The organism is Pseudomonas sp. DSV-1, assembly GCF_035830915.1.
Taxonomy (GTDB): domain Bacteria; phylum Pseudomonadota; class Gammaproteobacteria; order Pseudomonadales; family Pseudomonadaceae; genus Aquipseudomonas.
Genome location: NZ_JAYMYG010000001.1, coordinates 3,728,159 through 3,742,523 on the forward strand (window position 1 = coordinate 3,728,159; position 14,365 = coordinate 3,742,523).

The 14,365-nt window shown below is 58.7% G+C and carries 11 protein-coding genes; 3 read left to right on the top strand and 8 right to left on the bottom strand.

The window, feature by feature from the left end:
• Nucleotides 1–29 precede the first annotated feature (29 nt).
• The 4 genes from VSQ83_RS17490 to VSQ83_RS17505 all read right to left on the bottom strand — a co-directional run bounded on the left by VSQ83_RS17490 (nucleotide 30) and on the right by VSQ83_RS17505 (nucleotide 3,482).
• Complete coding sequence (locus VSQ83_RS17490) at nucleotides 30–1,247, bottom strand: class I SAM-dependent methyltransferase (protein WP_326427258.1); 1,218 nt, start codon at nucleotides 1,245–1,247, stop codon at nucleotides 30–32.
• 106 nt (nucleotides 1,248–1,353) lie between these two features.
• Entirely contained in the window at nucleotides 1,354–1,968 is a 615-nt protein-coding gene (locus VSQ83_RS17495; RefSeq protein ID WP_326427259.1) for a TPM domain-containing protein, read from the bottom strand.
• 27 nt (nucleotides 1,969–1,995) lie between these two features.
• Nucleotides 1,996–2,736, bottom strand: coding sequence for a TPM domain-containing protein (locus tag VSQ83_RS17500; protein WP_219262058.1), 741 nt, complete (start codon nucleotides 2,734–2,736; stop codon nucleotides 1,996–1,998).
• Nucleotides 2,737–2,873: 137 nt separating this feature from the next.
• Nucleotides 2,874–3,482 carry a LemA family protein gene (locus tag VSQ83_RS17505; protein ID WP_326427260.1) on the bottom strand — a complete coding sequence of 203 codons (609 nt, stop codon included), beginning with the start codon at nucleotides 3,480–3,482 and terminating at the stop codon, nucleotides 2,874–2,876.
• 242 nt (nucleotides 3,483–3,724) lie between these two features.
• Between VSQ83_RS17505 and bglX the strand changes: the two genes are divergently transcribed.
• From bglX to codA, 3 genes are all read left to right on the top strand, one after another.
• Nucleotides 3,725–6,016, top strand: coding sequence for a beta-glucosidase BglX (gene bglX, locus VSQ83_RS17510; protein ID WP_326427261.1), 2,292 nt, complete (start codon nucleotides 3,725–3,727; stop codon nucleotides 6,014–6,016).
• Nucleotides 6,017–6,709: 693 nt separating this feature from the next.
• On the top strand, nucleotides 6,710–9,583 hold the full coding sequence (locus VSQ83_RS17515; protein WP_326427262.1) for a ribonucleoside-diphosphate reductase subunit alpha: 2,874 nt from the start codon (nucleotides 6,710–6,712) through the stop codon (nucleotides 9,581–9,583).
• A 170-nt stretch (nucleotides 9,584–9,753) separates the two neighbouring features.
• Complete coding sequence (gene codA, locus VSQ83_RS17520) at nucleotides 9,754–10,989, top strand: cytosine deaminase (RefSeq protein ID WP_326427263.1); 1,236 nt, start codon at nucleotides 9,754–9,756, stop codon at nucleotides 10,987–10,989.
• A gap of 133 nt (nucleotides 10,990–11,122) precedes the next feature.
• Here the strand turns inward: codA and flgE are convergent, their stop codons facing one another.
• From flgE to flgB, 4 genes are read right to left on the bottom strand one after another with little or no spacing between them, the layout of a single operon-like run.
• Nucleotides 11,123–12,442, bottom strand: a complete 1,320-nt coding sequence (gene flgE / locus VSQ83_RS17525) for a flagellar hook protein FlgE (protein WP_133077357.1) — start codon at nucleotides 12,440–12,442, stop codon at nucleotides 11,123–11,125.
• 29 nt (nucleotides 12,443–12,471) lie between these two features.
• Entirely contained in the window at nucleotides 12,472–13,197 is a 726-nt protein-coding gene (locus tag VSQ83_RS17530) for a flagellar hook assembly protein FlgD (protein WP_219262054.1), read from the bottom strand.
• Between the two features lie 15 nt (nucleotides 13,198–13,212).
• Nucleotides 13,213–13,656 carry a flagellar basal body rod protein FlgC gene (gene flgC, locus VSQ83_RS17535; protein WP_133077355.1) on the bottom strand — a complete coding sequence of 148 codons (444 nt, stop codon included), beginning with the start codon at nucleotides 13,654–13,656 and terminating at the stop codon, nucleotides 13,213–13,215.
• 3 nt (nucleotides 13,657–13,659) lie between these two features.
• Nucleotides 13,660–14,067, bottom strand: a complete 408-nt coding sequence (gene flgB, locus VSQ83_RS17540; RefSeq protein WP_133077354.1) for a flagellar basal body rod protein FlgB — start codon at nucleotides 14,065–14,067, stop codon at nucleotides 13,660–13,662.
• Nucleotides 14,068–14,365 lie beyond the last annotated feature (298 nt).

Sequence of the window (14,365 nt, forward strand, 5' to 3'; positions counted from 1 at the left end):
TACGTACCCGCCAGACGCAACTTACAGGCTTATTTCAGCAAGCCATCGGCCTGCAGCAGCGTTTCAAGACAGTGTTCCTGGATGTTGTAGAACGCCTTGAGCTCCTGGATTTTCACCAACAGCTGAGCCGGATCAAGCGGCTCGGCGCGCTTGACCGCGAGGATCATCTTGTTTTTGTTGGTGTGCTCCAGGGAGATGAACTCAAACACCTTGGTTTCATAACCGCAGGCTTCCAGGAACAGTGCGCGCAAGCTGTCAGTGACCATTTCGGCCTGCTGGCCCAGGTGCAGGCCGTATTGCAGCATCGGCTTGAGCAATGCCGGGCTCTGGATTTGCAGGCGGATCTGCTTATGGCAGCACGGCGAACACATGATGATCGCAGCCCCGGAGCGAATCCCCATATGGATGGCGTAGTCGGTGGCAATGTCGCAGGCATGCAGCGCGATCATTACGTCGATCGGGGTCGGCGCAAAACTGCGCACATCACCGTGCTGGAACGTCAGGCCCGGATGTTCGAGGCGCTGAGCGGCGTTGTTGCACAGCGTGACCATGTCTTCGCGCAACTCAACCCCGGTCACCAGGCCTTCGGCTTGCAGGCTGTGGCGCAGGTAATCGTGGATGGCAAACGTCAGGTAGCCCTTGCCCGAACCAAAATCCACCACCTTGACCGGCTGATCCAGCTTGAGGGGCGAGTTACTCAGGGCGTGGGAAAACACCTCGATAAACTTGTTGATCTGCTTCCACTTGCGCGACATCGCCGGGATCAGCTCTTGCTGCTTGTTGGTCACGCCCAGATCCGCCAGAAACGGCCGAGTCAGATCCACAAAGCGGTTCTTTTCACGGTTGTGCTCGGCCGACGGCACTTCCCGCTCTTGCTGGCTTTTGCCTTTGAACAGCGAGCTTTTGCCTTTTTTGCTGTACTCCAGCTGCACTTCGTCGGTCAGGGTCAACAAATGTGCGTTCTTGAACGCGTCCGGCAGCAGCTCGGCAATGTTGGCCACGCCCTCTTGCAGCGGGAAGTTCTTGGTGATGTCACGGGTTTTGTAGCGATACACAAACGACAGGCAGGCCTGATCCTTGACCGTGACCTGCTTGATGATGATCCGCTGCAGCTCGGCTTCAGCACCCACGTACTTGGCCAGGACCAGCTTGATAAAGGAGTTCTGGGCCAGGCCGGTTTCCAGCAGGCTCAAAAATTGCGCACGATGATCCGGCACAGACGCGGCGGTGGTAGCAGTCACTGACATTGAAAAAGGTGCCTCGGGGGTGCAGGAGGGGAAATCAAAAAACGAATGGCGGCCATTTTAGGCGTGTTGGCCGCCGGGGGCACGGAGTTATTTCAGACAGCGGCAATTACAACATCACCAACCGATTCGGTAATTGATTACGTGCCTGCGTCTTGGGCACATGCTGTTTGAGCACTTCGGCACAGGCATCGATGCAGGTAATAAAGCCCTCTGCCGTATGCCCCAGCGCCACGCGCCGCACGAAGTCGTTAACGATGGTGCCCCAGTCGCTGTTGTCCAGATGACGCGAGATGCCTTCGTCTACCAGGATTTCGACATAACGCTCAGCCTCACTGACAAAAATCAGCACGCCGGTGCGCCCCGCCGTGTGATGCAGTTTCTGTTCGAGAAACTGGCGTCGGGCCAGGTTACTCGCGCGCCAGTGCCGCACACGGGGCGGAATGAGCCGGGTGGTGATGGCCGGGAGGCGAAAGATCAGGCTAAGGAAGACAAAGCTGGCCCACTGCAGCATCAGCAGCGTGTAAGTCGTCAGCCCGCTGTTTAAAAAGTGCACCACAGCGGGCACCACCAGGGCGATGAGGCTGGCCCACAGCAAGGGGATGTAGCTGTAGTCGTCGGCACGGGGAGCCAGCACGGTGACGATTTCGGCGTCGGTGTGCAATTCGGCACGGGTGACGGCTTCTTCGACCTGCCGCTGTTGCTCTGGAGTTAATAAAGCCATAAGTCTCGATACTCGTTGAAAAATGAATTACCAGCCGCCTGAGGCCCCGCCGCCGCCAAAGCTGCCACCGCCGCCGCGAAAACCTCCGCCACCGCCTCCTCCGAACCCGCCACCCCCAAAGCCGCCCGAGCGCGAACCACCGCCACCGCCCGAGTGGCAGATGCCCAGGAACTGGCAGGCAGCGACAATCAGCACAAACAGTATAAATAGCAGCACAACCACGCCCGGGTGCTCAGCCATGAAATCATTGCTGCCGCCCTGCCCGGTGGCGTAGGCCGGTTCGGCCAAGGGAGCACCGCCCAATACCTGCAGGATGGCGCCGACACCGTCGCTGATCCCCTGGTTGTAGTTCCCTGCCTTGAAGGCCGGAGTGATGACCTGATTGATGATCACCGAGGACTGGGCGTCAGTGAGCCGATCTTCCAGGCCATAGCCGACCTCGATGCGCAACTTGCGGTCGTCACGGGCCACGATCAGCAAGGCGCCGTTGTTTTTGTCCTTTTGGCCGATGCCCCAGGCGCGACCCAACTGGTAGCCGAAGTCTTCAATCGGGGTGCCTTGCAGGTCGGGCACCGTGACCACCACCACTTGCTCGCCGGTGGCTTTTTCGTGGGCTTGCAGGGTTTGCGTCAATTGCTGGCGAGTGGCGGGATCAAGCATTTGCCCGTCATCCACCACCCGCCCGCTGAGCGCGGGAAAGGTCAGCGCCTGGGCCGTGGCGATAAAGAGCCACAGCAACAGGCCAAGCCCCGGTCTTGATAAGCGCATCGCTACCTCGATATTAAAGCCCGGACTCTTGTAGTCGCTGCCGCAGGCTGCGAAGGGGTTCGCAGGGTCTTTGAGGAAACGGTTTGCTCCGCAAACCTTCGCAGCCTGCGGCAGCGACTACAACATCACACAAGCAATTAGAACTTCACTTCAGGCGCTTTGTCGGCGTCCGGGGTGGTGGCCTCAAAGGTCGAGCGTACTGGCAGGTCGCTGTACATCACCGCATGCCACAAACGCCCCGGAAAGGTGCGGATTTCGGTGTTGTAGCGCTCTACCGCAAGGATAAAGTCGCGACGGGCCACGCTGATGCGGTTTTCCGTGCCTTCAAGTTGTGACTGCAGCGAGAGGAAGTTCTGGTTCGACTTGAGGTCCGGGTAACGCTCGGACACCACCATCAATCGACTCAAGGCTCCCGTGAGCTGGTTCTGCGCTTCCTGGAACTGCTTGAGTTTTTCGGGATTGTTCAGGGTGCTGGCGTCGACCTGGATCGAGGTCGCCTTGGCCCGCGCCTCAATCACCGCCGTCAAGGTGGCTTGCTCCTGCTTGGCCGCGCCCTTGACCGTTTCGACCAGGTTGGGGATCAGGTCCGAGCGACGCTGATACTGGTTCTGCACTTGCGACCAAGCCGCCTTGACCTGCTCGTCCAGGGTCGGAATGGTGTTGATCCCGCACCCCGCCAGCAGGCTGCTCAAGGTCAGCAGGGCGATCACTTTCCAGCCCACAACTCTAACGTTTTGTATTCCCATGCTTGTGACGCTCCGAAATAACGACATTTGGTTATTGACCACACACCACGCCTAAAAACTCCCTGCAATACTGGATTGCACGCGACGAATCAGCTAAAAGACTGCCTACCATTCAGGAATACTCCGTTCTAAAGGTAGGTCAATTCTTTAATTCGAGCACTCCTGATACCTCCCCAGAACAATATCGCTGCACAAGCGTGGGCTTCCCTCGCTTCAAGTGAGCGGCTGCGCAGAAGAATCCAATGAGAAAAATGTGTTTGCTGGGCATTGTCATCAGCCTGGCCAGTCACACCGTGTGGGCTCAAACCCCTGCGGCCCCGCTCCCGCCTAAAGACGTGTTCGTCGCTGACCTGCTGAAGAAAATGACCGTCGATGAAAAGATCGGCCAATTACGCCTGATCAGCATCGGCCCGGAAATGCCCCGCGAGATGATCCGCAAGGAAATCGCCGCAGGCCGTATCGGTGGCACCTTCAACTCCATCAGCCGTGACGAAAACCGCCCGATGCAAGACGCTGCCATGCGCAGCCGTCTGAAGATCCCGATGTTTTTTGCGTACGACGTGATCCATGGCCATCGCACTATTTTCCCGATCAGCCTGGCCCTGGCCTCCAGCTGGGACATGGATGCCATCGGCCTGAGCGGTCGCGTGGCCGCCAAGGAAGCCAGCGCCGACAGTATCGACCTGACCTTCGCACCCATGGTGGATATCGCCCGCGACCCGCGCTGGGGCCGTACCTCCGAGGGCTTTGGTGAAGACACTTACCTGGTCTCGCGCATCGCCAGGGTCATGGTGCAGGCCTATCAGGGCGCGTCACCGGCCCTGCCCGGCAACATCATGGCCAGCGTCAAACACTTCGCCCTGTATGGCGCAGTGGAAGGCGGCCGGGACTACAACACGGTGGACATGAGCCCGACACGCATGTTCCAGGACTATCTGCCGCCCTACCATGCAGCGATTGAAGCCGGCGCCGGCAGCGTGATGGTGGCCCTGAACTCGATCAATGGCATACCGGCCACCTCGAACATGTGGCTGATGCAGGATTTGCTGCGCAAGGACTGGGGCTTTAAAGGCGTTGCTGTCAGCGACCACGGCGCAATCATCGAGTTGATCAAGCATGGTGTGGCCAAGGACAGCCGGGAGGCCGCCAAGCTGGCGATCAAGGCCGGTATCGACATGAGCATGAACGACAAGGCCTACGGTGAGGAGTTGCCCGGCCTGCTCAAGTCCGGCGAAGTGCCGCAAAGCGATCTGGATAACGCGGTGCGTGAGGTGCTTGGCGCCAAATACGACATGGGCCTGTTTGGCGACCCGTACCTGCGGATCGGCAAGGCTGAAGACGATCCGGTCGATACCAAGGCCGACAGTCGCCTGCATCGCAGCGAAGCTCGTGAAGTGGCGCGCAAGAGCCTGGTGCTGCTGAAAAACCAGTCTGAAACCCTGCCGCTGAAAAAAGAGGCGCGCATCGCGCTGGTTGGCCCGCTGGCCAAGGCCCCGATTGACATCATGGGCAGTTGGGCGGCGGCCGGTCAGCCAGCACAATCTGTCACCGTATACGACGGCATGCGCAACGCACTCGGCGAACAGGGCAACTTGATCTATGCCCGTGGCGCCAACATCACTGACGACCAGAAAATCGTCGACTACCTCAACTTCCTCAACTTCGATGCACCCGAAGTGGTCAATGATCCGCGCCCGGCGCAGGTGATGATTGACGAAGCGGTCAAGGCAGCACAGCAGGCAGATGTGGTGGTTGCCGTGGTGGGCGAGTCGCGGGGCATGTCCCACGAATCATCAAGCCGCACCAACCTCGACATTCCTGCCAGCCAGCGCGCCCTGATTACAGCGCTCAAGGCTACGGGCAAGCCGTTGGTGCTGGTGTTGATGAACGGCCGGCCGCTGTCGATTGATGTACAACAGCAACAGGCCGACGCAGTGCTGGAAACCTGGTTCAGCGGCACCGAAGGCGGTAATGCAATCGCTGACGTGCTGTTCGGCGACTACAACCCGTCCGGCAAATTGCCGATTACCTTCCCGCGCTCGGTTGGTCAGGTTCCGACTTACTACAGCCACCTGAGCATTGGCCGACCGTTCACGCCGGGCAAGCCGGGCAACTACACCTCGCAGTATTTCGATGAGCCCAACAGCCCGCTGTACCCGTTTGGCTATGGCCTGAGCTACACCGACTTCAGCCTGTCGGATGTCAGCCTGTCGGCCAAGACCTTGAAGCCGGGTGCCACCCTGACGGCCAGCGTGACCGTCAAAAACACCGGCAAGCGTGCTGGCGAAACAGTGGTTCAGCTGTATATCCAGGACGTCACCGCGTCCATGAGCCGTCCGCTCAAGGAACTGAAAAACTTCCAGAAGATCATGCTCCAGCCTGGCGAGGAAAAGGTGGTGCAGTTCAACATCGACGAGAACGACTTGAAGTTCTATAACGCACAATTGAAGTACGCCGCAGAACCGGGTGAATTCAACGTGCAGATCGGCCTCGATTCGCAAAACGTCCAGCAAAACAGCTTCCAATTGCTGTAATTTCGCTCAATGACCGGGAAGGTCTGCCCTGACCTTCCCGGTGCTTCTTCGTAGCAATATCCCCTTGACCTTTCCTATCTTTGCACCCGCCTGAAAATGCGTTCGGACAGCGCTGTTTTTTATGGTAGGGTTCGCGCCCTCAAAATTCAGCACGCACAGTTTAATCCGGTAAAAATTGGTGACAAACGGTCTGATGCAGAGCCTGTGGGGCCTACGCCGTTTTTTATACTTTCATACACAAATCGAGCATGGATTCAAGCCAAGATCCTACGTTGCAGAGACTCGGCAAAACGCATATCTTGTATCTATCCAGCCAAAAAACCCCATATGTAGGGTTTTAAGCAAAAAGACCAAGCACAACTCAGACGAGAATTTCAAGCCCTTTTCTCGCGCCTGCCTGGTGAACCAAACACGATTTTAAAGACCAAACCGCTCATGCGGATGGCAACCGCTTTCCAACGTAAATGTCGGAAAGCGGCCCGGGTGTTGCAGTAAAAATACTGTCATCCAACAGGAATACGGTTTCACGCGGTCTGCGTGAATCAAGACTTCGGCACGGAAGCGGCTCAACCCCCCTTCTGTACGTCCCGAAGTTGTTATGCCCGGCTCATTGCTGGTTGTAGTGCTTCAGGACGTAACGGTGGGCACCCAAAAGGCGCCCAAACAAACATAGAGAATGTGGAGACACCCCCCATGCAAACCGATACAACTCGCGAGAACTCGCAGGGTTCCGATTCAAATCTGGATCTGTCTGCGACCGCGCCAGGCCAACTGCGCGTGATCAAACGTAACGGGGCTGTGGTTCCTTACACCGATGACAAGATCACCGTTGCCATCACCAAGGCGTTTCTCGCAGTTGAGGGCGGCAACGCTGCCGCTTCGTCCCGCATTCACGACACTGTTGCGCGCCTGACCGAACAAGTCACCGCGACCTTCAAGCGTCGCATGCCATCGGGTGGCACCATCCACATCGAAGAAATCCAGGACCAGGTTGAACTGGCCCTGATGCGCGCCGGCGAGCAAAAAGTGGCTCGCGACTATGTGATCTACCGTGACGCCCGCTCCAAGGAACGCGCCATCCGCGCTCCGGCCCAAGACGCCGTGAATGCTCACCCGTCGATCCGCATCACCCTTGCCGACGGTACTTTTGCACCCCTGGACATGGGCCGCCTGAACACCATCGTCACCGAGGCCTGCGAAGGTCTGGAAGAAGTTGACGGCGACCTGATCCAGCGCGAAACCCTGAAAAACCTCTACGACGGCGTAGCGCTGAGCGACGTCAACACCGCCCTGGTGATGACCGCCCGCACCCTGGTAGAGCGTGAGCCCAACTACTCGTTCGTGACCGCTCGCCTGCTGATGGACACCCTGCGTGCCGAAGGCCTGAGCTTCCTGAAAGTAGCTGACAGCGCCACCCACCACGAGATGGCTGACCTGTACGCCAAGGCCCTGCCTGCCTACATCGCCAAGGGTATCGAGTTCGACCTGCTGAACCCTGTGCTGGCCACCTTCGACCTGGAAAAACTGGGCAAGGCGATCAACCACGAGCGCGATCAGCAGTTCACCTACCTGGGCCTGCAAACCCTGTACGACCGTTACTTCATCCACCACGATGGCGTGCGTTTCGAACTGCCGCAGATCTTCTTCATGCGCGTGGCCATGGGCCTGGCAATCGAAGAGAAGCAAAAAGAAGACCGCGCCATCGAGTTCTACAACTTGCTGTCGTCCTTCGACTACATGTCGTCGACTCCGACCCTGTTCAACGCCGGTACCCAGCGTCCGCAGCTGTCCAGCTGCTACCTGACCACCGTGCCGGATGACCTGTCGGGCATTTACCACGCGATTCACGACAACGCCATGTTGTCCAAATTCGCCGGTGGCCTGGGCAACGACTGGACGCCAGTACGTGCACTGGGTTCGTGGATCAAGGGCACCAACGGCAAATCCCAGGGCGTGGTTCCGTTCCTCAAGGTCGTGAACGACACCGCTGTGGCCGTTAACCAGGGTGGCAAGCGCAAGGGCGCTGTATGTGCCTACCTGGAAACCTGGCACATGGACATCGAAGAGTTCATCGAGCTGCGCAAGAACACCGGTGATGATCGTCGTCGTACCCACGACATGAACACCGCCAACTGGATCCCTGACCTGTTCATGAAGCGTGTCTTCGATGACGGCCCGTGGACCCTGTTCTCGCCATCCGAAGTACCGGACCTGCACGACCTGACCGGCAAGGCCTTCGAAGAGCGTTACGAGTACTACGAAGCGCTGTCCCAGTACCCGGGCAAGATCAAGCTGTTCAAGACCATCCAGGCCAAAGACCTGTGGCGCAAAATGCTGTCCATGCTGTTTGAAACCGGCCACCCGTGGCTGACGTTCAAAGACCCGTGCAACCTGCGCAGCCCGCAGCAGCACGTGGGCGTGGTCCACAGCTCGAACCTGTGCACCGAGATCACCTTGAACACCAACAAGGACGAAATCGCCGTTTGCAACCTGGGCTCGATCAACCTGCCGAACCACATCGTCAACGGCAAGCTGGACACCGACAAGCTCAAGCGCACCATCGACGTAGCCGTTCGCATGCTCGATAACGTGATCGACATCAACTACTACTCGGTGCCGCAAGCACGCAACTCGAACCTCAAGCACCGTCCAGTGGGTCTGGGGATCATGGGCTTCCAGGACGCTCTGTACCTGCAGCACATTCCGTACGCTTCGCAAGCAGCCGTGGAATTTGCAGACAAGTCGATGGAAGCGGTCAGCTACTACGCAATCCAGGCTTCTTGCGACCTGGCAGACGAGCGCGGCGCCTACGAGACGTTCCAGGGTTCGCTGTGGTCCAAAGGCATCCTGCCCCTGGACTCGCAACAGATCCTGATCGAGCAGCGTGGCCAGAAGTACATCGACGTTGACCTGAACGAATCCCTGGACTGGGCACCGGTTCGTGCCCGTGTACAAAAAGGCATTCGTAACTCCAACATCATGGCCATCGCACCGACCGCCACCATCGCCAACATCACTGGCGTATCGCAGTCGATCGAACCGACCTACCAGAACCTCTACGTGAAATCGAACCTCTCGGGCGAATTCACCGTGATCAACCCGTACCTGGTTCGCGACCTCAAGGCGCGCGATCTGTGGGACTCGGTCATGATCAACGACCTGAAGTACTACGACGGTTCCGTGCAGCAGATCGAACGCATCCCGCAAGAGCTCAAAGAGCTGTATGCCACTGCGTTTGAAGTCGACACCAAGTGGATCGTTGACGCCGCCAGCCGCCGTCAGAAGTGGATCGACCAGGCTCAGTCGCTGAACCTGTACATCGCTGGCGCTTCGGGCAAGAAGCTGGACGTGACCTACCGCATGGCCTGGTACCGTGGCCTGAAAACCACTTACTACCTCCGTGCCCTGGCCGCGACCAGCACCGAGAAGTCCACCGTCAACACGGGCAAGCTCAACGCCGTGTCGAACGGCAACAACAGCGAAGACGTCACTGCAGCCCCTGCCGGTCCAGCACCGGTACCAAAGGCTTGCGCGATTGACGAGCCGGATTGCGAAGCTTGCCAATAACCTGAGCGGGCAGGCGGGTCAAACCGCCTGACCAAAAACCCCCGTTAAACCCTGGTAACAGTTGGGTTTAACGGGGGTTTTGTTTTTTGCGCGATTAAACGACGGGAGCCCCCTGCCTGCCTCGTCAGCGACTACATTGCAGGTTGCAGAATTCAACAACAGGACGCCCCATGAACATCATCAATGCCACGTTGCGTAAAACACCCGGCCTGTTCACGGTCAGTTGCGAAGGCGAGCGCATCGGCGCCATCACGTTGCAGCAAGGCACTGTGCCCGTGCAAAACGGTGATATCGATGCCCGCGGCCAACTGGTAATCGCCCCTCTGGTTGAACCCCATATCCATCTGGATGCAGCCCTGACCGCGGGCCAGCCCGAGTGGAATGTGAGCGGCACCCTGTTCGAAGGCATCGAGCGCTGGGCACAGCGCAAGGAAACCATCACCCACGAAGATACCAAGCAGCGTGCCCACACCACTCTGCGCATGCTGGCCGAGCATGGCATTCAGCACGTGCGCACCCATGTCGATGTGACCGATCCAACCCTGGCCGCACTGCGGGCGATGATTGAAGTGCGCGAAGAAGCCCGGCATCTGGTTGACCTGCAAATCGTTGCGTTTCCGCAGGAAGGTATCGAGTCATACGCCGCAGGGCGCGAGCTGATGACCCAGGCCGTGGAATTGGGCGCTGATGTGGTCGGCGGCATTCCGCACTTTGAAAACACCCGGGAGCAAGGGGTCAGTTCAATCAAATTCTTGATGGACCTGGCCGAGCGCACCGGCTGCCTGGTGGATGTGCACTGCGACGAAACCGACGACCCCCATTCGCGCTTTCTTGAAGTGCTGGCCGAAGAGGCCCGCGTACGCGGTATGGGCAGCCGGGTAACCGCCAGCCACACCACGGCCATGGGCTCTTACGACAACGCCTACTGCTCGAAACTGTTCCGCCTGCTCAAGGCGTCGGGCATCAACTTCGTCTCGTGCCCGACCGAAAGCATCCACTTGCAGGGCCGCTTCGACAGCTTCCCTAAACGTCGCGGCGTGACACGGGTTGGCGAACTGGATCGGGCCGGGATGAACGTGTGCTTCGGCCAGGACTCGATCAAGGACCCTTGGTATCCATTGGGCAACGGCAACATCCTGCGGGTGCTGGATGCCGGTTTGCATATCTGCCACATGATGGGCTTTGAAGACCTGGCGCGCTGCCTGGATCTGGTCACTGACAACAGCGCACGCACCCTCGACCTGGGCGAGCGGTACGGCATTGCGGTGGGCCGTCCGGCAAATCTGCTGGTGCTGGATGCCGAGAACGACTACGAAGCGGTGCGCCGCCAGGCCAAGGCGCGGGTCTCGATTCGTGGAGGCAAGGTACTGATGACCCGAGTGCCGGAGCGGGTTGAGTTCACCTGAACCTGCGCGCTTTGGGTAGGAGCTGGCTTGCCTGCGATGCTGACAACGCGGTCACTTGCCAGACCGCGCTGCTGCTATCGCGAGCAAGCCCGCTCCCACAATGGTGACGGGCATACCCTCCCGCGACCCGCCATTACGTCATCTGAATAATGGTCTGCATGATGGTGCTTTGGGTCGAGATGGTTTTGGCGTTGGCCTGGTAGTTGCTCTGCGCCTTGATCAGGTCCACCAGTTCGCTGGTCAGGTTGACGTTGGAGTCTTCCAGGGAGTTGGACTGGATGGCGCCCAGGCTGCCAATTTTCGGCGCGTCGTAACCGGCCACACCCGAGGAGTAGGTTTCTTTCCAGGCGGTGCCACCCACCGGCTGCAAGCCTTGCTCGTTGGTAAAGCTGGCCAGGGAAATCTGGCCGATGGCGCGGCTCTGGTTGTTGCTGAAGTTGGCGAACATCACGCCCGAACCATCGATGGTCAGGTTGTTGATCTGGCCGGTGGCATAGCCGTCCTGGGTGGGCGGGTTACGGGAAGTATCGGTGTTGTACTGGGTGGTTTTGGCCATGTTGATCACGATGCCACCCGCTTTGGACGCCGCACCGTTGTCTTTCCATTCGCCATTGATCATGGCGCCCGGCTTCCAGCCACTGACAACCAGGGTGTTTTCAGCCTGGTCATCAGCCGCGCCTGGCTGCGTCACCTTGGTCAACGCACCGGCCGAATCAAACGCCATGGTTGAAGGCACTGGTGCCGTGGCATTCTCGCCTGTTGGCAAGGTGCCATCCGGGTTGCGACCATCGATCAGGGTATAGACGCTCCAGTTGTTGCCACCGGTCTTGACCATGTACTGGTCCATCGGGTGCGCGTTGCCCTGGGTGTCATAGACCGTGGTGCTGAATTTTTTGGTGTAGCTGGTGGAGACGGTCGGATCGAACGGGACCTTGGCCTGATCGATCGCATCGGCGCTGGAGTTCAGGTTGATCTCGGACGTGACCGAGCCTGTAGGCTTGGGCGCCAGGTTCGAGGTGTCGATACGCAGGTCGGTCAGCACGCCATTGACGATATTGCCGTTGGCATCCACGCCATAACCCTGCAAGCGCGCAGTGCCATCAGAGCTGGTCACATAACCGTCTTTATCGGACTTGAACGTACCGGCACGGGTGTAGCTCAAGGAGCCGTTGTCGCTCAGCACGAAGAAGCCGCTGCCCTGAATCCCCATGTCCAGAAGGTTGCCGGTGTTGTTGACTGCACCTTGACCAAAGTTTTGCGAAACCGCTGCCAGGTTCACGCCACTGCCGATGGTCTTGCTGCCGATCCCCAGCTTGTTGGCCGAGTAGATGTCGGCAAACTCTGCCCGCGAAGATTTGAAGCCGGTGGTCGCAGCGTTGGCGATGTTGTTGCCGGTCACGTCGAGCTGCTTGTTCGCCGCATAGAGGCCGCTAAGGCCGATATTGAATGACATGTTTCTCTCCTTGAGGCGTATGAGTCGGCTTAGAGGCCAATGGTCTGGACTTTGGATATGCCAATGCTGCCCAGGCCTGCGAGGTTGAGCATGATTTCGCCACCGGTCTTGCTCAGGGTCACGCTGTTAACCGTGGCTGGCAGGTAGGTGGTGAGCGCCGTCGTGCCGGTGTCGGTTTTGCTTGATGCGGTGAAGGTGTACGAGCCCTTGTCCAGCAGCACGCCCTCGTCGTCCTTGCCATCCCAGGTAAAGCCCGCGTTACCGGCCTTCTGGGTGCCCATGTCGATCGTGCGGACCACTTCACCGTCCGCATTGGTAATGCTGATCACGGGATTGGAGTTGGCGTCCTGGACCACCACGGTGCCGTTGAATGGCTTTTCGCTGGCGGGGTCCACATAGGCCTCACCGGTTTGCACAATCACCGAGCGCCCCACCAGCGACGAGGCCTGCAAGGCTTGCGAAGACTGGAAGTTGCCCGAGAGCGAAGTGACCGTATCGTTGAGCGTGGTGATGCCTTCCAGGCTGCTGAACTGGGCCAGTTGCGCGACGAACGCAGTGTTGTCCTGCGGGTCCAGCGGGTTCTGGTTTTTCAGTTGGGTAACCAGCAGTTGCAGGAACGCATCCTTGCCCAGCGCAGTGTTCCCGGACGCAGCCTTCGAGGCCGCCGCCAGACTGGTATCGGTGGTCTTGGCCTGGGCGGAGTTGGCAAGCACCTGGTTAAGGGTCATGCCGCTGGTGGAATCGGTCACACTCATTTGCGTCGCCCCTTATCACTGACCGAGGGTCAGGACCTTCTGCATCATGGTTTTGGCGGTATTCATCAGCTCGGCGTTGGTCTGAAACGAACGGCTGGCAGAAATCATGTCAGCCATTTCTTCAACCACATTGACGTTGGGGTAGTACACATAGCCCTTGGCGTCTGCAGAAGGATGGTTAGGTTCGTAACGGGCCTGAAGCTCGCTTTGGTCCTCAACCACGCCCAGCACCTGCACACCTTGGCCTGCACCGTCCTGATTCTGGAACAGCGAGTCGCCGGTGGTGCTTTGCGCGCCCTGAAACATAGTGGCAAATACCGGGTGACGAGCACGGTAGGTCTGGTCGATGCTCGAAGACACGGTGTCGGCGTTGGCGATGTTGCTGGCCACGGTGTTCAGGCGCGTGGTCTGGGCGCTCATGCCACTACCGGCAATATTGAAAACACTGGATAGAGACATGGATTACTCCCCACGCAGGGCCGACATCAGCCCTTTGAATTTGCTGTTGAGCAGGGTGAAGCTGGCCTGGAAGTTGACCGCATTCTCTGCATAGTTCGATTGCTCCAACTGAGCATCCACGGTGTTCTGGTCGATCGAGGGCTGCATCGGGGTGCGGTACAGCAGCGACTCGTCGCCACTGCTCAGGCCCTGGGCTTCGATATGGCGAGTGTTGGTCTTGTTCAACGCAAAGGCGCCGTTCTGGTTTTTGTCGCTCTGTGCCGCGAGCACAGAGGCAAAGTCCAGATCCCGAGCCTTGTAGTTCGGGGTGTCGGCGTTGGCGATGTTGTTGGCCAGTACCTCGGCACGCTGAGCGCGAAAGCCCAGGGCTTGCTCATGGATACCGAGCGCTTTATCGAAGCTGATGCTCATGTCGGAAAACCTTTGTGGGCTGACCTGAGAATGTGATTCAGGTTTTACATGACAGGGATAGAGCAAACCCCGTGCCAGTTTTTACAGCCCCGTATTTCAAGGGTTTGCCGGGTTGCGGACAGCGGCAATGCCAGAAAAGCGGCAACGGTTGACCGCTGACTGCCGCTTTTCTGCCGCTTGGAGCAGGTTTTTTGTAGTCGCTGCCGAAGGCTGCGATAAGGGCCGCAGGCCCTTGAAAAGGTTTTGCACCGATCTCGGGAAACGGGTTGCTGCGCAACCCTTCGCAGCCTGCGGATAG

Bases quoted from the DNA above. Each gene is read 5' to 3' on its own strand.
- VSQ83_RS17490 (WP_326427258.1), bottom strand. From the start codon at position 1,247: ATGTCAGTGACTGCTACCACCGCCGCGTCTGTGCCGGATCATCGTGCG.
- VSQ83_RS17495 (WP_326427259.1), bottom strand. From the start codon at position 1,968: ATGGCTTTATTAACTCCAGAGCAACAGCGGCAGGTCGAAGAAGCCGTC.
- VSQ83_RS17500 (WP_219262058.1), bottom strand. From the start codon at position 2,736: ATGCGCTTATCAAGACCGGGGCTTGGCCTGTTGCTGTGGCTCTTTATC.
- VSQ83_RS17505 (WP_326427260.1), bottom strand. From the start codon at position 3,482: ATGGGAATACAAAACGTTAGAGTTGTGGGCTGGAAAGTGATCGCCCTG.
- bglX (WP_326427261.1), top strand. From the start codon at position 3,725: ATGAGAAAAATGTGTTTGCTGGGCATTGTCATCAGCCTGGCCAGTCAC.
- VSQ83_RS17515 (WP_326427262.1), top strand. From the start codon at position 6,710: ATGCAAACCGATACAACTCGCGAGAACTCGCAGGGTTCCGATTCAAAT.
- codA (WP_326427263.1), top strand. From the start codon at position 9,754: ATGAACATCATCAATGCCACGTTGCGTAAAACACCCGGCCTGTTCACG.
- flgE (WP_133077357.1), bottom strand. From the start codon at position 12,442: ATGTCATTCAATATCGGCCTTAGCGGCCTCTATGCGGCGAACAAGCAG.
- VSQ83_RS17530 (WP_219262054.1), bottom strand. From the start codon at position 13,197: ATGAGTGTGACCGATTCCACCAGCGGCATGACCCTTAACCAGGTGCTT.
- flgC (WP_133077355.1), bottom strand. From the start codon at position 13,656: ATGTCTCTATCCAGTGTTTTCAATATTGCCGGTAGTGGCATGAGCGCC.
- flgB (WP_133077354.1), bottom strand. From the start codon at position 14,067: ATGAGCATCAGCTTCGATAAAGCGCTCGGTATCCATGAGCAAGCCCTG.